Annotated in this window: 16 protein-coding genes; 4 read left to right on the top strand and 12 right to left on the bottom strand. The window is 45.9% G+C overall.

The genetic code is table 11. The features are described 5' to 3' along the window. The first annotated feature begins 18 nt into the window (after window positions 1–18). From AC27KT_RS00240 to AC27KT_RS00250, 3 genes are all read left to right on the top strand, one after another. Window positions 19–1,839, top strand: coding sequence for an ABCB family ABC transporter ATP-binding protein/permease (locus AC27KT_RS00240; protein WP_487126407.1), 1,821 nt, complete (start codon window positions 19–21; stop codon window positions 1,837–1,839). Continuing rightward, entirely contained in the window at window positions 1,840–2,055 is a 216-nt protein-coding gene (locus AC27KT_RS00245) for a DUF3820 family protein (protein WP_014948919.1), read from the top strand. It begins immediately after the preceding gene. 65 nt (window positions 2,056–2,120) lie between these two features. Beyond that, the gene (locus AC27KT_RS00250; protein WP_061094648.1) at window positions 2,121–2,444 is read left to right on the top strand and encodes a hypothetical protein; all 324 of its coding nucleotides are present in this window, start codon (window positions 2,121–2,123) and stop codon (window positions 2,442–2,444) included. On the opposite strand, the gene AC27KT_RS00255 is transcribed toward AC27KT_RS00250, so the two are convergent. The 8 genes from AC27KT_RS00255 to AC27KT_RS00290 form a co-directional block, all read right to left on the bottom strand. After that, window positions 2,441–3,805 carry a TrkH family potassium uptake protein gene (locus AC27KT_RS00255; protein ID WP_487126410.1) on the bottom strand — a complete coding sequence of 455 codons (1,365 nt, stop codon included), beginning with the start codon at window positions 3,803–3,805 and terminating at the stop codon, window positions 2,441–2,443. The genes AC27KT_RS00250 and AC27KT_RS00255 overlap by 4 nt on opposite strands. After that, window positions 3,802–4,458 (bottom strand): potassium channel family protein, encoded by a 657-nt coding sequence (locus AC27KT_RS00260; RefSeq protein WP_487126412.1) that lies wholly within the window; start codon window positions 4,456–4,458, stop codon window positions 3,802–3,804. Before AC27KT_RS00260 ends, AC27KT_RS00255 begins: the two co-directional genes overlap by 4 nt. Further along, window positions 4,458–5,153: a response regulator transcription factor gene (locus tag AC27KT_RS00265; protein ID WP_487126414.1), complete on the bottom strand. Its 696-nt coding sequence runs from the start codon at window positions 5,151–5,153 to the stop codon at window positions 4,458–4,460. The genes AC27KT_RS00260 and AC27KT_RS00265 overlap by 1 nt, the downstream gene beginning before the upstream one ends. A 4-nt stretch (window positions 5,154–5,157) precedes the next feature. After that, window positions 5,158–6,156 (bottom strand): sensor histidine kinase, encoded by a 999-nt coding sequence (locus AC27KT_RS00270; RefSeq protein ID WP_487126416.1) that lies wholly within the window; start codon window positions 6,154–6,156, stop codon window positions 5,158–5,160. A 176-nt stretch (window positions 6,157–6,332) separates the two neighbouring features. After that, window positions 6,333–7,676: a class II 3-deoxy-7-phosphoheptulonate synthase gene (locus AC27KT_RS00275; protein ID WP_105931942.1), complete on the bottom strand. Its 1,344-nt coding sequence runs from the start codon at window positions 7,674–7,676 to the stop codon at window positions 6,333–6,335. A gap of 179 nt (window positions 7,677–7,855) precedes the next feature. Further along, on the bottom strand, window positions 7,856–8,827 hold the full coding sequence (locus AC27KT_RS00280; protein ID WP_487126419.1) for an ATP-binding cassette domain-containing protein: 972 nt from the start codon (window positions 8,825–8,827) through the stop codon (window positions 7,856–7,858). Window positions 8,828–8,842: 15 nt separating this feature from the next. Next, window positions 8,843–9,820, bottom strand: a complete 978-nt coding sequence (locus tag AC27KT_RS00285) for a FecCD family ABC transporter permease (protein ID WP_487126421.1) — start codon at window positions 9,818–9,820, stop codon at window positions 8,843–8,845. A gap of 57 nt (window positions 9,821–9,877) precedes the next feature. Then, entirely contained in the window at window positions 9,878–10,354 is a 477-nt protein-coding gene (locus AC27KT_RS00290) for a low molecular weight protein-tyrosine-phosphatase (RefSeq protein ID WP_014976064.1), read from the bottom strand. A gap of 93 nt (window positions 10,355–10,447) precedes the next feature. Here AC27KT_RS00290 and pepE point away from each other — a divergent pair, with 93 nt between their 5' ends. After that, the gene (gene pepE / locus AC27KT_RS00295; protein WP_487126423.1) at window positions 10,448–11,170 is read left to right on the top strand and encodes a dipeptidase PepE; all 723 of its coding nucleotides are present in this window, start codon (window positions 10,448–10,450) and stop codon (window positions 11,168–11,170) included. On the opposite strand, the gene bioD is transcribed toward pepE, so the two are convergent. From bioD to bioB, 4 genes are read right to left on the bottom strand one after another with little or no spacing between them, the layout of a single operon-like run. After that, window positions 11,141–11,947 (bottom strand): dethiobiotin synthase, encoded by an 807-nt coding sequence (gene bioD / locus AC27KT_RS00300; protein WP_487126425.1) that lies wholly within the window; start codon window positions 11,945–11,947, stop codon window positions 11,141–11,143. The genes pepE and bioD overlap by 30 nt on opposite strands. Continuing rightward, on the bottom strand, window positions 11,944–13,026 hold the full coding sequence (locus AC27KT_RS00305) for a methyltransferase domain-containing protein (protein ID WP_487126427.1): 1,083 nt from the start codon (window positions 13,024–13,026) through the stop codon (window positions 11,944–11,946). The genes bioD and AC27KT_RS00305 overlap by 4 nt, the downstream gene beginning before the upstream one ends. A gap of 2 nt (window positions 13,027–13,028) precedes the next feature. Then, entirely contained in the window at window positions 13,029–14,390 is a 1,362-nt protein-coding gene (locus AC27KT_RS00310) for an aminotransferase class I/II-fold pyridoxal phosphate-dependent enzyme (protein WP_487126429.1), read from the bottom strand. Further along, window positions 14,390–15,514, bottom strand: a complete 1,125-nt coding sequence (bioB, locus tag AC27KT_RS00315; protein WP_014976059.1) for a biotin synthase BioB — start codon at window positions 15,512–15,514, stop codon at window positions 14,390–14,392. The genes AC27KT_RS00310 and bioB overlap by 1 nt, the downstream gene beginning before the upstream one ends. Window positions 15,515–15,583 lie beyond the last annotated feature (69 nt).

Below are 15,583 nucleotides of genomic sequence, written 5' to 3' on the forward strand. Positions count from 1 at the left end.
AACAAAGCACACTATAAAATGAGAAAAAACCGTTTTCCTACCAATGTCGACGAACCTGTTAAATGGCACGTCCTCTCGCAGCTTTGGCCTTATCTCCTAGAGTTCAAGCACCGTGTATTTCTTGCTCTACTGTGCCTAGTAGCAGCAAAACTTGCCAGTATCGGCCTACCCTATGTATTGAAATACACTGTCGATAGCTTAAATGGCGACCTAACCACGCTTGCATTAGCGGTACCTATCAGCCTTATCGTTGCCTACGGAACACTGCGTTTACTGAATGTTTTGCTCGGCGAAGTACGCGATACGCTATTTGGGCGGGTTACAGAGCGTGCCATGCGCCGCCTTGGACTAAAAGTCTTTAAACATTTGCACAACTTAGACTTGGGCTTTCATTTAAATCGACGCACAGGCGGATTGTCACGAGATATAGAGCGCGGTACCAACGGCGTTAGTTTCCTCATGCGTTTTATGGTGTTTAATATTGTTCCTACCCTATTAGAGATCACTCTTGTTGTAGGCTTACTCTTGTTTCAGTTTGGCGTATCTTTCGCGTTAATTATTGTAGTTAGCGTGGTGGCTTACATTGGCTTTTCGATGAAAGCGACGGATTGGCGCACTCGCTTTGTTACTCAGATGAATGAAGCTGACTCGACCACCAATTCCCGGGCGGTAGACAGCCTGCTAAATTTTGAAACCGTTAAATACTTTAACAACGAATCCTTTGAAGCCAATCGCTACGACACGGATTTAGCTGCATGGGAAAAGGCACGAAGAAAAAACCGCTTGTCGCTATTTGCATTGAATGGCGGCCAAGCTGCCATTATCGCTATCGCCATGACATCTATGATGGCAAACGCCGCCTTTGGCGTCATGAATGGCGAGATGACCATAGGTGACTTTGTTTTGATAAACGCGTTCACCATGCAAATTTTTATGCCCTTAAATTTCTTGGGGTTTGTGTACCGTGAAATTCGAGGGAGCCTCGCGAATATCGATAAGCTGTTTGACCTTCTCGCCCAAACTCCGGCCATAAAAGATGCCCACGACGCTACAGAATTAACCTGTGCGAACCCCGCACTGCAATTTAACAATGTTCATTTTGCATACACTGAAAATCGGCAAATACTTAACGGCTTAAGCTTTGATGTACCGCCAGGCTCAAAAGTAGCGGTGGTAGGTGAAAGCGGCGCAGGAAAATCAACGCTGATGAAACTACTCTTTCGGTTTTATGAGCCTCAACAGGGCGACATCACGATAAATGGAAAAGACATCGCATCGGTTACGCAACAAAGTCTGCGTTCACATATCGGCATTGTCCCTCAGGATACGGTGCTGTTTAACACTACCTTGCTGGAGAACATTCGCTACGGTAACCCTGATGCCAGCGATGAAGACATTAAACAAGTTATCAAACTCGCGCATCTTGAAGCATTTGTAGAAAGCTTGCCTGAAAAGCTAGACACAACGGTAGGTGAGCGAGGCCTGAAACTTTCTGGTGGCGAAAAGCAGCGCGTATCTATCGCAAGGGCCTTACTTAAAGGCGCGCCAATCATGATTTTTGATGAAGCCACTAGCTCGTTAGACAGCACGTCAGAACGTGCGATATTAGCGGCCCTTCGCGACGCTGCCAAAGGACACACCAGTTTAGTCATCGCCCATAGACTGTCCACAATTGTTGATGCCGACAAGATCCTTGTACTTAAAAACGGTACTATTGTAGAGGAAGGGACACACACTCACTTGCTTGAGCAAGGTGGTGAATACGCAGCACTATGGCAAGCACAACAGCGTGAAAATGAAGACCTCAACGAAAATTCCAAAGCAAAAGGTAGTCAGTAAATGGACCCAACGCTTATCAAAGCCGCTATTAACCAAGTGATGCCCTTTGGCAAATACGCTGGAAGACGCTTATTCCATTTACCTGAGCCCTATTTGGTTTGGTTTCACAAGCAAGGCTTTCCAGAAAACAAGCTTGGTGAACAGCTCGCTTTAATGTATGAAATTAAGCTAAACGGCTTAGAGTCTGTTGTAGAACCGCTATTAAATGACGACTAGCAATCACACGGGGACTCAGCGTCCCCTAATGGCAAAATGAGTAAACTCTAACCACACGATGATTTATGTTAGCAAGACCCAGAAAGCAACGTCGAAGTGACGTAAACGAACGTATCAAAAAAATACATAATGCCATTGCCGACAAACTGATGTTGCAACCAGAACTATTCGAAGAAGTCGAAAAAACATTAGAAACCCGTTATCACAACAAAATGATGCGCTATGGAAGCTACCTCCTTTGGAAAGGAATAATTGAGGCTCGCCATCAACCAGACGTATTTAAGGCGCTTCTTTTGGCTGACGACGAGCGCACAGCCAACTTAAGAAGAGAAACCATCTTCGTCGGTATTTTAAGTGAAGATGAACGAGCCGCTATTTTTGCAGGTTAACCAATTGCTAGCTTAGCTTCTGGGTATTTAATGCGGCTTATTCGAGGGCTGGCAATAAAATAAGCCAATGTTAAAGGCCCTAATCTACCCGCGTACATCAGTAAGATAATGATCCACTCACCACTGTTTGACAGCTCGCCAGTTAACCCTCTGGAAAGACCCACGGTCCCAAGAGCAGAAACCGCTTCGAAAACGATATCCAAAAAGTCAGCTTTTTCTGACATTAATAAAAGAAAAATAGCTATCCACGTAATACCTATGGAAATCATCGTAAGCGCTAGCGCTTTGCTGATAGTGTCGTTTGAAATTGTTCTGCCAAAGAGTCGTGGCGCAGCTCCCCGCTGAATATAGTTGTATGCGGCAATGATCAAAACGATGAAAGTCATCAGTTTTATACCGCTTGCGGTACTCATTGAGCCCCCGCCGATAAACATTAGCAACAACATTAGTGCTGTTGTTGGATCTTCTAACGACGCTATATCCAGCGTATTAAAGCCGGCTGTTCTTGGAGTAACGGCTTGAAACCATGATGCCCATAATGCGCTTTGAGTATCGAGGTTCGCCAAGGTTGCAGGATTATCACTTTCAATAACAAAGATAAGCAAAAAGGCGGTTACATTGACAATTAGCGTACCCAATATCATTGTCTTGGCATACACAGAGATGCGTTGCCATCTGCGCTTTTTATGAAGCTCTATCCAAACGGAAAACCCGAGACCACCAATAATAAATAATGCAGAAATAGTGATGTTGATAACCGGGTCTCCCACATAGGCGGAAAGACTATCCCCACTTAGTGCAAACCCTGCGTTGTTGAACGCAGAGACGGTGTAAAAAAACGCGTGAAATAACGCTTCACTTACTCCTTTTTCCTGCATCCAGTAGGCCGACAGAATACAAAAACCCACAAACTCAACGAAGAAGGCAAAAATCAGTACCGACTTTGCTGTAGATACAAGCGTTGATAAATCTGTTTGATTAAACGCCTCCTTCACTGCCGATTGCTGCAAGAAACTTATTTTACTTCCTAAGGCAATGAGCGTGACGATGGCAAACGTCATCAACCCTAAGCCCCCCAGCTGAATTAAAACCGCAATCACCGCTTGTCCAGCAGTTGTAAAAACAGATCCGGTATCGACTACCACAAGACCCGTTACTGTCACCGCCGATGTGGAAGTAAATAGGCTTTGGAGCCAACAGATAGGCTCATGAGTCATCATTGGTAATTTTAGGATAACGGTGCCTAAGAAAATCACCGCCACAAAGCTTAGAGAGAGAATAAGGGGCGGCCCTACCTGAATTTTGTTGATACCTTTAGGCGAGCGCTCTATCGGTCTGTAGCCAGGATCCCATCTGTTCATTGTGCTAGCCTAGGCGCTATTTTAACAAGGTTCTCTCTATGGCCGCAGAGAATAACGGTATCTTTCGAAGTAACTTCAAAGTCTAACGATGGATTATGATGTAGCTGGTGACCTCGCTTAACTAACAAACAAGAGACTTGCCCCTTACCGACGGACAGCACGTCTTTTAAGCGCTGTGAAGAAAAGTGATCAGACAAAATGACATCAACGATATAAACGCCGTGCCCTATACCCAAGTAGTCATTCACCATTGGGTAGTTAAGCGCTTGCGCCACCCTTGCTCCCATCTCTTCTTCAGGATGAATAATTTTCGACACACCCAGCTTGGATAAAATAGCGTGGTGAGCAGAGCTATTAGCTTTCACCCAAATATTGGCTACGCCCAAGTTTTTTAGTGCTAACGTACACAGTAAGCTAGCTTGCATATCCTCGCCAATAGCGACAAGCACGGATTCGCTCTGACACAAGTTTAATTCCTTGAGCGCACGCTCATCACTGGCATCACACACAACGCACTGTGTAAACTCACCTGCATACTGTTCAACCAGCTTTTCACTTTGGTCAATTCCTGTAACCGTGTGTCCCATATGAATTAACTCTAAACTGGCCGTTAAGCCAAACTTGCCAAGCCCAATTACACTAAAGTGCGACATTAATTAGCCTCCGGTTTATCAACCGCTATTCGGTAGCCTTGTTTAGGCATTGTCTCTATTAAATCTTTCTCGAACGGATCTATCTTCTTTCTTAGCTGTCTTACAAGAACGCGGATGTAGTGGGTGTCTTCACTGTGATGTAGACCCCATATTCTTCTCAACAATTCCTGCTGACTAATAAACGCCCCAGGCTGTTTTGTAAGCTCGTCAAGAAGCTGTACTTCTTTTGGGGCGAGCGCGATAGCTTCGCCTTCAACGAGCAGCCGTCGCTCGGTAATATCCAATGCTATCTTGCCAATCTGTCGTGTGGGCGTTGTGGGCTCAACCACAGGATTGAAGTCTCTAAGCAGTACTTTCACCCGGGTGACAAGCTCTCTGATCCCAAAAGGCTTGCTAACATAGTCATTGGCCCCCCGGGACAACAGGTCGACTTTGTCTAACTCCTGATCTCTTGCAGACAACACGAGCACTGGCAGGCGACTGGATTCTCTAATGCGTTTAAGTACTTCACTCCCCTCACCATCAGGTAACCCTAAATCGAGTATGACGAGGTCAGGACGATGCTGATTAAACAATGACAAGGCTTCTCGAACCGAAGCAGCTTCAACACAAAGGTAGCCTTCTGCACCTAGCGCAATGCTCAGCATCTGACGAATATTCGCATCATCTTCAACAAGTAGAATGGTGTGGCTCATTGCGCTAATCCCTTTTTGGAATTGTAATACTGACGAGAAGGCCTGGTGTGGTATTCGACAGCTTGATAGCACCGCCATGGGCGTGAACTATGCCTGCTGCTACGCTTAGCCCTAAGCCAATGCCGCCTTTTCCACTATCGCTGCGACGACTGGTTTGAAAAAGCTGTATTGGTGCTTGTAGCTGTTCATCACTGATCCCTTCGCCTTTATCAGCTATCTCAAACTCAAACTCTCCATCAGAGTGGCTAACCATCAGCAATACACTGTCATCGCTGAATTTAAGGGCATTATCAATTACGTTAAATAAAGCTTGTTCAAAGAGTGATTCAGACACAGTTATACCGTGACTGTTACTGTTGTTGATCACTTTTAGTCGACCACTGTTAATACGACTTTCAAGGTTAGCTAAAAAGGCAGTCAGGTTTACATGGGTTAAATTTAGCGCTAACGCGTTATGCTCAATTCGTGTGGCTTGAAGCAGGTTCTCAACGTAAACATAAAGGCGTTTACCTTCATCGTGAACCCCTTTTAACAGTGCCTGTCTCTCAATGTCATCAAGCTTGTCTTGATATGTCATATAGGTTTCAACAGAACCGATAATGGTAGAGAGCGGCGTACGCAAATCGTGTGACACAGATCGCAAGACATTAGATTGTGTTTTAACAACCTGTAGTGCATGTTGTTGAGAATTGACGTAGACAGCAAGCTCGCTAATGAGGATGGCTACAATGATGAAAACGACAAAATTTATGCTGTCTTCAACTTTTGCAATTTGAAATGAGTGCAAAGGCTCGGTGAAAAAATAATTAAAGCTCAGTGCTCCGGCTACCCCTGCAAGCAAGCCGTAAAACCTTGAGGTCGTTAACGCCACAATGGCACACGCAAGCTGTAGAATGAGCAGAATACCGCCAAGCGGCAGTAACCAGTTACTAAGTGCTAAACACCCTAAAATAGCCACAGCCATAATAAAAAGCGTATAGAAACCGTGTTTAAATTGAGTCATAGGTCAATCGTGTTTACTTCAACACAATGAGCATATCAACCTAACCTCAAATATACGCGTAAAATTTAGGTAAAAAAAAAAACGGCATCTCAATGATGCCGTTTCTTCAACTTGCCAATGCGATGTTGGTCACTTTAAGCATTACACATTACGCATTACGCATTACGCATTACGCATTACGCATTACGCAAATGATCAGCCACCAAGAATGCCATTTCAAGCACTTGGTCTGCATTTAAGCGCGGATCGCATTGTGTTTTGTACGCCTGAGCTAAATCTTCGTCGCTAATCTTATAAGCACCACCCGTACATTCAGTTACGTGCTGACCTGTCATTTCAAGGTGAATACCACCAGCATGAGTACCTTCTGCTTCGTGAGCTTGGAAGAACTGCTTAATTTCTTTCAAAATTGCATCGAAATTACGGGTTTTATAACCGCTAGATGCCGAGAACGTGTTGCCATGCATCGGGTCAGAGCTCCACACTACATGTCTGCCTTCAGCTTTAACTTTACGCAATAAGCGTGGCAAGTTATCTGCCAGGTTATCGGCGCCCATACGCGTAATAAGCGTTAAACGACCCGGATCGTTTAGCGGGTTGAGCGCATCAATTAAACGAATAAGCTCGTCTTCCTGCATACTTGGCCCTACTTTCACACCAATTGGGTTGTGAATGCCACGGAAAAACTCAACGTGCGCATGGTCAAGTTGACGGGTACGCTCGCCAATCCATACCATGTGAGCCGAACAATCGTAAGGCTTACCGGTAAGGGTATCGATACGTGTTAGCGCCTGCTCATAGTTCAACAGCAATGCTTCGTGCGACGTAAATAACGAGGTTTCATGCAGGGTAGAGCTGGTTTGCGCGTTAATGCCAATAACATCCATAAACTCAAGGGTGTCTTGAATACGGTTGGCCATGTCAGAATAACGCTCTTTAAGCGGATTGTTTTCAACGAACGCCATGTTCCAGCGATTAACCTCGTGAAGGTCGGCCAACCCACCTTGTGCGAACGCGCGAAGTAAATTCAGTGTTGACGCACTGCGATGGTAGGCTTCCAACAAACGGTCAGGATCTGGTCGACGGGCCGCTTCGGTAAATTCGAAGTTGTTGATGATATCACCACGATAGCTTGGCAAGGTCACGCCATCGCGGGTTTCGAAATCTGATGAACGCGGCTTAGCGTACTGGCCTGCCATACGGGCAACCTTGGTTACCGGGCAACGACCAGCAAAGGTAAGCACAATGGCCATTTGAAGAATAACTTTAAAGGTATCGCGAATTTTAGGTGCATTAAATTCGTCAAACGACTCCGCGCAGTCACCGCCTTGTAATAGAAAGCCTTTACCCAAGCTGACTTCACCTAGCTGGCGTCTAAGCTCACGGGCTTCAGCAGCAAATACAAGCGGTGGATAAGAACTCAGTGTTTGCTCTACTTCTTTTAAACGTACTTTGTCGTCGTACTCTGGTTGCTGAAGAATAGGTTTATTTCTCCAACTGTCTACTTGCCAATTACTCAACGGTGTTCTCCTGAATAAAAAAACGTAGGGCAAACGTTTTACTGAAAATATTTATTGAAGCTAGACACTTCGAATAAAAAGACTGTAACGCGCTTAACAGTGCTTCTGTAGCGCTTTTTTCTAATCAGTCTAATGTGAAAATGTGAATCTAAAAAAATGCTGAAAGCACTTTACCACATTTATTCTAGGGAAATAGGTGCGCAAACTTGAATTTCTAGAAAGTTATCGTGCTTGCTTATAGCAAAATGGCATTCAAACACACTTTCTAAGTTTGTTTGCGTGGCCACCTCTTGTGGCTTGCCGTACGCCACCATGCGACCTTTTTGCATAAGCCATAAACTATCGCAATAGTTGGCACTAAGCGCGATATCGTGAGACGTCATAAGTATGGTATTCCTTTGATCGCAAAGGAATTTTACCAAACTAGCCAGTGCATATTGATGCCTTATATCAAGTCCTTGTAGAGGCTCGTCTAAAAGCGCTATGCCCTCTCCTCGCTCTAGCTGCGGCCAAATTTGCAAAAGCGAACGACAAATTTCAACTCGCTGACGCTCGCCGCCAGAAAGCTGAGTAACAATTTTGTCTAAGAACCCCGACACTTCAAGGGCTTTTTCTAAAACCGGAGGAATTAGTTCATCTTGCTGTGCTGTTGCATAAAAGCTTAGGTACTCTTTTACCGACAAGTGAAAACCACTTTCGCTTTGTTGCGCTAACAAGGTACGCACACTCGCAAGGGTTGCCAGCGACCAATCGTTCATTGGTTTGCCTAGCAGCATGACGGCGCCTTCATCAGCTTCAACAAGGCCCGCAAGGGTAAGCAACAGCGTTGATTTCCCTGCCCCATTTGGCCCTATAATGTGAACGCACTCACCTTTATTTGCACGTAAACTTTCCACCGAAAGTCGCGATGACACTTTTACATTCTGTAAGCTTAAAACGGTACGACTATCTGCTAGGTTATGGCTATTCGCTGGGCTATTGCTATCCGCTTCGCTTGGGCTATCAGCTGCGCTCAGGCTTTCTGCTACACCATTTTTGCTGCTGGTGTTTTGCTTTGGGTTAACACCAATTGCGGCATGGTCACTTGCATTAATTTTTACATCGCTAGTCGAAACCGGGCGTTGGTGGGTAGTACTATTGTTTGTCGTCATTTCATTTCCCCTCCACTACCCTTTTATTTGACCTTTAGCTAATGCCCAAATTAATAATGGACCGCCTAACGTAGCCGTTACCATAGACACCGGAAGCGTAATAGCACGGGTCATTTCTGAGCTTAACGCAACCAGCATCAACAGACTTGCACCACTTAACGCACTTAACGGCAACAAATAGCGATTATTATGCCCAATGATCAAACGTAAGATATGCGGTACTAATAAGCCCACGAAAGCGATAGAGCCCGCCATAGACACCGCAGTACCTACAGCAATAGCGCAGACGATGAGTGCGCGTTCAGTGAGTTTTTCCACATCCACACCACTACTTTTTGCAGCGAGTTCACCAGCGTAGAGCTTGTTTAAATCGCCAGCAAAATAAAGCTGTAATGCGACAGCAACAGCGATTAATGGGCCGCCCACCGACAAAATTAACCAGTTAGTTTGGTACAAATTACCCATTAACCAGAAAGTAAGATTGCGCAGGGCATTAGCGTCGCTGAACATGTAAAGCCACGCTATAACAGCGCCGCTAAGAGTAGATATGGCAATGCCTGCAAGAATAACAGCTGTAGAGGAGCCCAGCAGTTTCCTTGCTAAGCGGTAGATGATAAATGTAGATAACAAGGCACCGATAAAACAACCCAAAGGCAACAAATAGTGTAGATATGCTGTAGCCCATTGTGGGGTTAGCAGTAGCAAAAGCGCAGCAACCAAGCTTGCGCCACTCGTAATGCCAATAATTCCCGGGTCTGCCAAGGGATTTCGCAGCACTACTTGCAAGGTAGCGCCACTTGTAGACAGTGCCGCCCCTACTAAACACGCAGTAAGAATAAGCGGAATTTGAAGCTGAACAATAATATGCTGTTTTAGTTCAGCAGCCGTATCGGAAAGCCCTGTCACGCCAACAATACCTACCACACCTATGACGAGTGACAAAAGTACTGTTGTTACAACCAAAGTGACGGCGGTGCGTTTAGTTCCTGTCATTGTCAATATGGGTTCTCAACGTGGGCTCTCGAGATGGTTTGTGAATATGACGTGCGTTTATTGTTGTTGGGTTTGCTTAATGTGCGCAATCAAACCGTCCGACGCTTCTTCGATAAGATCTAACACCAGCTCAAAGCCGCGCTTGCCGCCATAGTATGGGTCAGGTACTTCCTTATCTTCTGCGTTTGCAAAATCAAGAAACAGCTTAATTTTATCGTGGTACTGGCTTGGCGACATACCGTGCAAATTAGCAAGGTTACTGTTATCCATGGCAAGAATGAAATCAAATCGTTCAAAGTCGCTTTCATCCACACGTCGGCATTTTAGTCCTTTGAAACTGTAGCCTCGTTCTACGCCCGCGGCTTGCGAACGCTTATCGGGCGGGTTACCAATGTGATAGCCGTGGGTTCCCGCTGAGTCAATTTCAATATTTAATCCGGCTTGTGCAGCCTTGTGTTTAAACACGGCTTCTGCGGTTGGAGAACGACAAATATTACCCAAACACACGAACAACACCGATGTAGATTGTTTCATTCAAAATCCTATTTCAACGCAGTGACGGAGCGCGACTAAACTTTATGCCTAGTTTCACGTATGATACGCCGTCAGAAAAATTGTGGAGTTAGTATGACCGCACATGTACTTATGCTAAGTAGCTCACGCCAAGGCGACGAGGCTTACTTAGAGCACGCTAGAGCGCTTATTTTTGCACACTTAGGCGAAATTCGCGACCTTCTATTTGTTCCTTATGCCGCCGTCACTCAAACGTACGATAGCTATGTAGACGCCGTTGCTACCGCCCTGCCAGAGTGCAAGGTTACTGGGCTACATTCCGTTGAAGATCCGGTTGCCGCTGTAAATAACGCAAAGAAAAACGGCCAAGCTATTGTTGTAGGCGGTGGAAACACCTTTCACCTGCTTTCTACCCTTTATGCAAACGCGCTTATTGTGCCAATAAAGCACGCCATCGCCGATTGCACTCCTTACATTGGCTGGAGTGCAGGTTCGAATATTTGTGGTCAATCAATTAGAACCACTAACGACATGCCCATTATCGAGCCGCCGAGTTTTGATGCACTAGATATCGTGCCGTTTCAGTTAAACCCGCATTACACCGATTATCAGCCGCCGGGCCACAATGGCGAAACCCGCGACCAACGTTTGGCAGAGTTCACCACGCTTAATCCAACCACGCCAGTCGTTGCTATTCGCGAAGGCACAGCGCTGCGCCTTACTAATAATCAACTTACCCTAGTGGGTGAAAAAGACGGCTTTATCTTTCTAGGTGAAGAAAAAACGCCAATTCATTCAGGTGATGATTTAACTTATTTGCTTGATAGCGGCGAATAGCGCCTCATCGTTAGGCGCTACCTGGTAGGGAATTTCTGCCAGTAGCGGCTCGGGTAACATGGCTTTAAGAGAGTGCAGATTTTCTTGGTATCGCGTCATGTTACCTGTGATGTCGTTCGCAACCCATCCTTTAATAGTAAGTCCATCGGCACGAATTGCTTCTGCGGTTAATAACGCATGATTTAAGCAACCCAAACGCATGCCTACAACTAAAATCACGTCCATTTTGAGTGTTTTCACGACATCTGAAAGATAGTAAGTGGGCGTATACTCATCACCTACCGTTAGCGGTAAACGCCACCCACCTGCACCTTCCATTAACAGAAGATCTGGTTGATAGGCGTTCAGTTCATCAAGCCCTTTTGCAATTTCGTCAAACGTTAACGCCACGCCTTCTTCGAGGGCAGCAATATGTGGCGCTATAGCCGCTCTTAGTGCAATTGGGTTTATTTGATGTAAAGGAAGTGTCTGTCCACTTTCTTCTATTTGATGTAAAGGAAGTGTCTGTCCACTTTCTTCGCTTGTTTCATTTGCGCTTTTTTGCTGGTTATTATCTGTAATTTTAATGGCTTTATCTGCGCGTATTTTGGAGCACGCTTTCTGAATATTTAGCGCATCTTCGTTAACCCACTCGCCGTTTATCTGTTCGCATCCGGCTGCGATAGGCTTGTAGCCGATGGCGCTTAACGAGGCTTTTTGCGCGGCTTTTAGCAATTGGCAGGTAACATAGGTTTTACCTACTTCGGTGTCGGTACCGGTAATGAAATACTGCTTCATCGTTTTTCCAATCTAAAATGACTCACGCGGTAGGTAAGCGGTAACTTACTTTCTACACCGCTCATAATTCTGTAAGCCATGGCTAATTTTTTAATATCTCGACGGGTGAGCGGCGGTTGTTTTCGGCCGGTCTCACCTGCCCCCACCCCTTTCACAGAGCGCAATAGCGACATAATATCGCAGTGAGTATCGACATAATCTTTAGTAATCACCCGCTGCAAAGAAAGGCCCGACTGCTTAAAGCCATTTACCCATTGTGCGGTTGTTGGCATATAGGTTTCAGCCTGTGGAAGCTGCGCTACTTTGCGCGCCGTTTTAAGTTCATTAAATGAACCCGCCACCATAATCGCCAGCTCGGCAATACCACTCTTTTCAAGCACTCGCGCTATCTCATTAGCAACAAGCCCAGTATCGCTAACCCACTGAAGCGCCATAGATGAAAATACGGTTGAAAATTGGCTATCAGAGAAAGGCAAATCAACAGCACTACCTTCTACGAAAATGGGGTCAGAGTACATTTTGCTGGCCTGAGCCAACATGCCCTCGGCAATGTCTACGCCAGTTGCAGCTGCACCTTTATTTGCAAGGGTTTGGGTATGAATGCCAGTACCACTACCGATATCAAGAGCCGTACCCTGTAGGTCTATCGGTAAGTTCGCTAATGCCTGCTTGGCAATAATGCGCTGAACACCCGCAATACTGTTGTACTGCACAGCCGCTTTTGAAAAGCGATGTGCCACGTCCTGCTCATTAATTGTTGAAGCAGTACCATTACGCTCAGCTTTTGCAGCGCCTTTAGTTGTTATAGAGCCTTCAGCTGTAATATAGCCCTCAGTTTTTGCCTTCTCCTCGGCATGCATATTGGCCGAAGCTTTGGAGGAGCAATCAGAAGGGTAAGCACTTTTAACTGTGAGAGCCCCTTCAGCGTTGGTCGCACTTTTAAAATCGAGAGGTGCCTCGGACGAAAAAGCCCCGTTTGCCTTAAAAGCCGCCTGCGCCGCGTCACGCGACAGCTTACCGTCGAAGAGACTTCTCGATTCTGCCGACATAGCAGCTTTTATAGCGGGACTTAGTGACATCGTTACATCTCTTTTTTACTTACAGAGTCAGGAGTATTCACAGCGCTGTCTGATTCTTTTTCTACTGAAGTCTCACTTAACAGAAAGTTATTAAGTGAAAGCTCTAGGGCATCAAGCAATACGTCAATATCCTGTGATGAATGATTTGACGTAAGCGTAATACGCAGCCTGTCTTGGTTTTTCGGTACAGTAGGCTGCCTGATAGCCGTTGCCCAAATGCCGCGCTGTTTTAGCCCCTCACTTATTGCAACTGCACGTTCTGGGCTACCAACGATAATAGGCTGAATCGCGCTTTGTGATTGCCCCAATGTAATTTCAATTGGTGCGTCGCCTTTCTCCCTTGTATTGAGTGTCTGTCCAAAGCGTTTTTGAAACGACTCTCTGAAATAGGTGATATTGGTTTGTAGCGTTTCGCGGCGGTCAGTATCACTGGCGATATGTGTAAGAGAGTACAAGGTCGCGACCGCTTGTGCTGGCGGCATGGCAGTGGAATACACGTAGTGTTTAGAAAAATTCACCAGATAATCAATTAGGGGTTGGCTTCCCGCAATAAAGGCGCCGGCCGTGCCCACTGCTTTGCCAAATGTTCCCATGACAATAGGCGCTTGTTTTTGGCTTAAGTTTACCGCTTCTGCTGTGCCAAAGCCGTTTTCACCCAAAACACCCATTCCGTGTGCATCGTCTAACATGAACCAAGCATTATATTTAGCGGCCAGATCAGCGATACCTACGCAAGGCGCTACGTCTCCGTCCATACTAAACACACCTTCACTGGCAATCAGAATGTCTTGCTGGTTTATATCAGAATTACCAACCGCATCGGGCACCTGGCTTTGACAAATGCTCGACAGCATGCTCTCTAAATGACTTAGATCGTTATGTTTGAAACGGCGAAGCTTGGCGGTATCAGATACGCATTGCGCTCCCTCTAAAAACGAAGCGTGCATGAGCTTATCAGCAATGATTTGCCCTGAACTCGCGCCTTTATTGGGATGAGAAATGTGAGGAAAAAGTGCCATGCACAATGCCTGATTGGCCGCAAAGCCAGAGTTAAACAACAGCGCAGCTTCTCGGTTTAAACCGTCGGCAATGTAGGCTTCTAGTGCCAAATGAGCCTGCGTGTGCCCAGTTACCAAAGGCGATGCACCACTGCCACCACCAAATTGCGCTAGCCCCTCAACCCAACTTTGCAATACACCCTCATGCTGGCGCATGCCTAAGTAGTCATTGCTTGAAAAATTAAGGTAGTGCTCACCGTTAATACAAATAATGTTGTCTTTTTCGTATTGTTGGCAGTGGCGCTGGCGCAGCAAGCCTTGCTCGGCACGCGCGCTCAGCGAATCTTCTAACCAGTGAAAGGCCATTACGCCTCCGTTAAATGCTGTTTCTTTGGCGCTACCTTAGGCTTGGTTGCATCAATAAACAAGTCGTTACTGTCGTCGGCTTGTTCTTGTTGCTGGGCAATTTCTTCTTCTAACACTTGTTGATGTGCTTCGTCTGAGTAATCCCTTGTACGCTCAGTATTAATACCAAGCTTTTTGAACAGCATTACATCTTCATGGGTATCTGGATTTGACGTGGTTAACAGCTTGCAGCCATAGAAAATGGAATTCGCACCTGCCATAAAGCAAAGCGCCTGCATTTGTTCGTTCATTGCTTCGCGGCCTGCCGACAAGCGCACATGTGACTTAGGCATCATAATACGGGCAACGGCAATAGTGCGAATAAACTCAAAATAGTCCAGGTCTTCTACACTATCGAGTGGCGTACCTTTTACTTTAACCAACATGTTAATAGGTACACTTTGAGGCTGCTCAGGAAGATTTGCTAATTGCACTAACATACTGGCGCGATCGCTCACCGTTTCTCCCATGCCCACAATTCCCCCAGAGCAAACGTTCATGCCTGCAGCACGCACGTTCTCTAACGTATTCAATCGGTCTTGGTAAGTACGGGTCGTGATAATATCGCCGTAGTATTCCGGAGAGGTATCAAGGTTGTGATTATAATAATCAAGGCCCGCTTGCTTTAAGGCCACAGCTTGATCGCGGGTTAACATCCCCAGCGTCATGCAGGTTTCTAACCCTAAGCTTTTCACCTCTTCAACCATTTTTAAAATGTAAGGCATGTCTCTGTCGCGTGGATTTCGCCAAGCAGCCCCCATACAAAAACGGGTTGAGCCCACTTGCTTTGCTTCTTTCGCACGCTGGATGACTTTTTCAATTTCCAGTAATCGTTCTTTTTCAAGGCCCGTATCATACCGAGCACTTTGCGGGCAGTACTTACAGTCTTCAGGGCAAGCACCGGTTTTAATCGACAAAAGCGTGCTAACCTGCACTTCATTCGGATTAAAATGCTGTCTATGCACTACTTGGGCATTAAACAGTAAATCGTTAAATGGCATCGCAAACAAAGCCTCAACTTCGGCTTTGGTCCAATCGTTTCGAATAGTTGTCGTTTGCGCAGAAGGCGCACTAGCCAGCGTCATTGACTGTCCTTTACTAATTATTATTGCTGGCTTAGTCTATGCCCCAATATCGAGTTGTCAACTCTGACC

Source organism: Alteromonas sp. 5NW40-0090 (assembly GCF_057552975.1).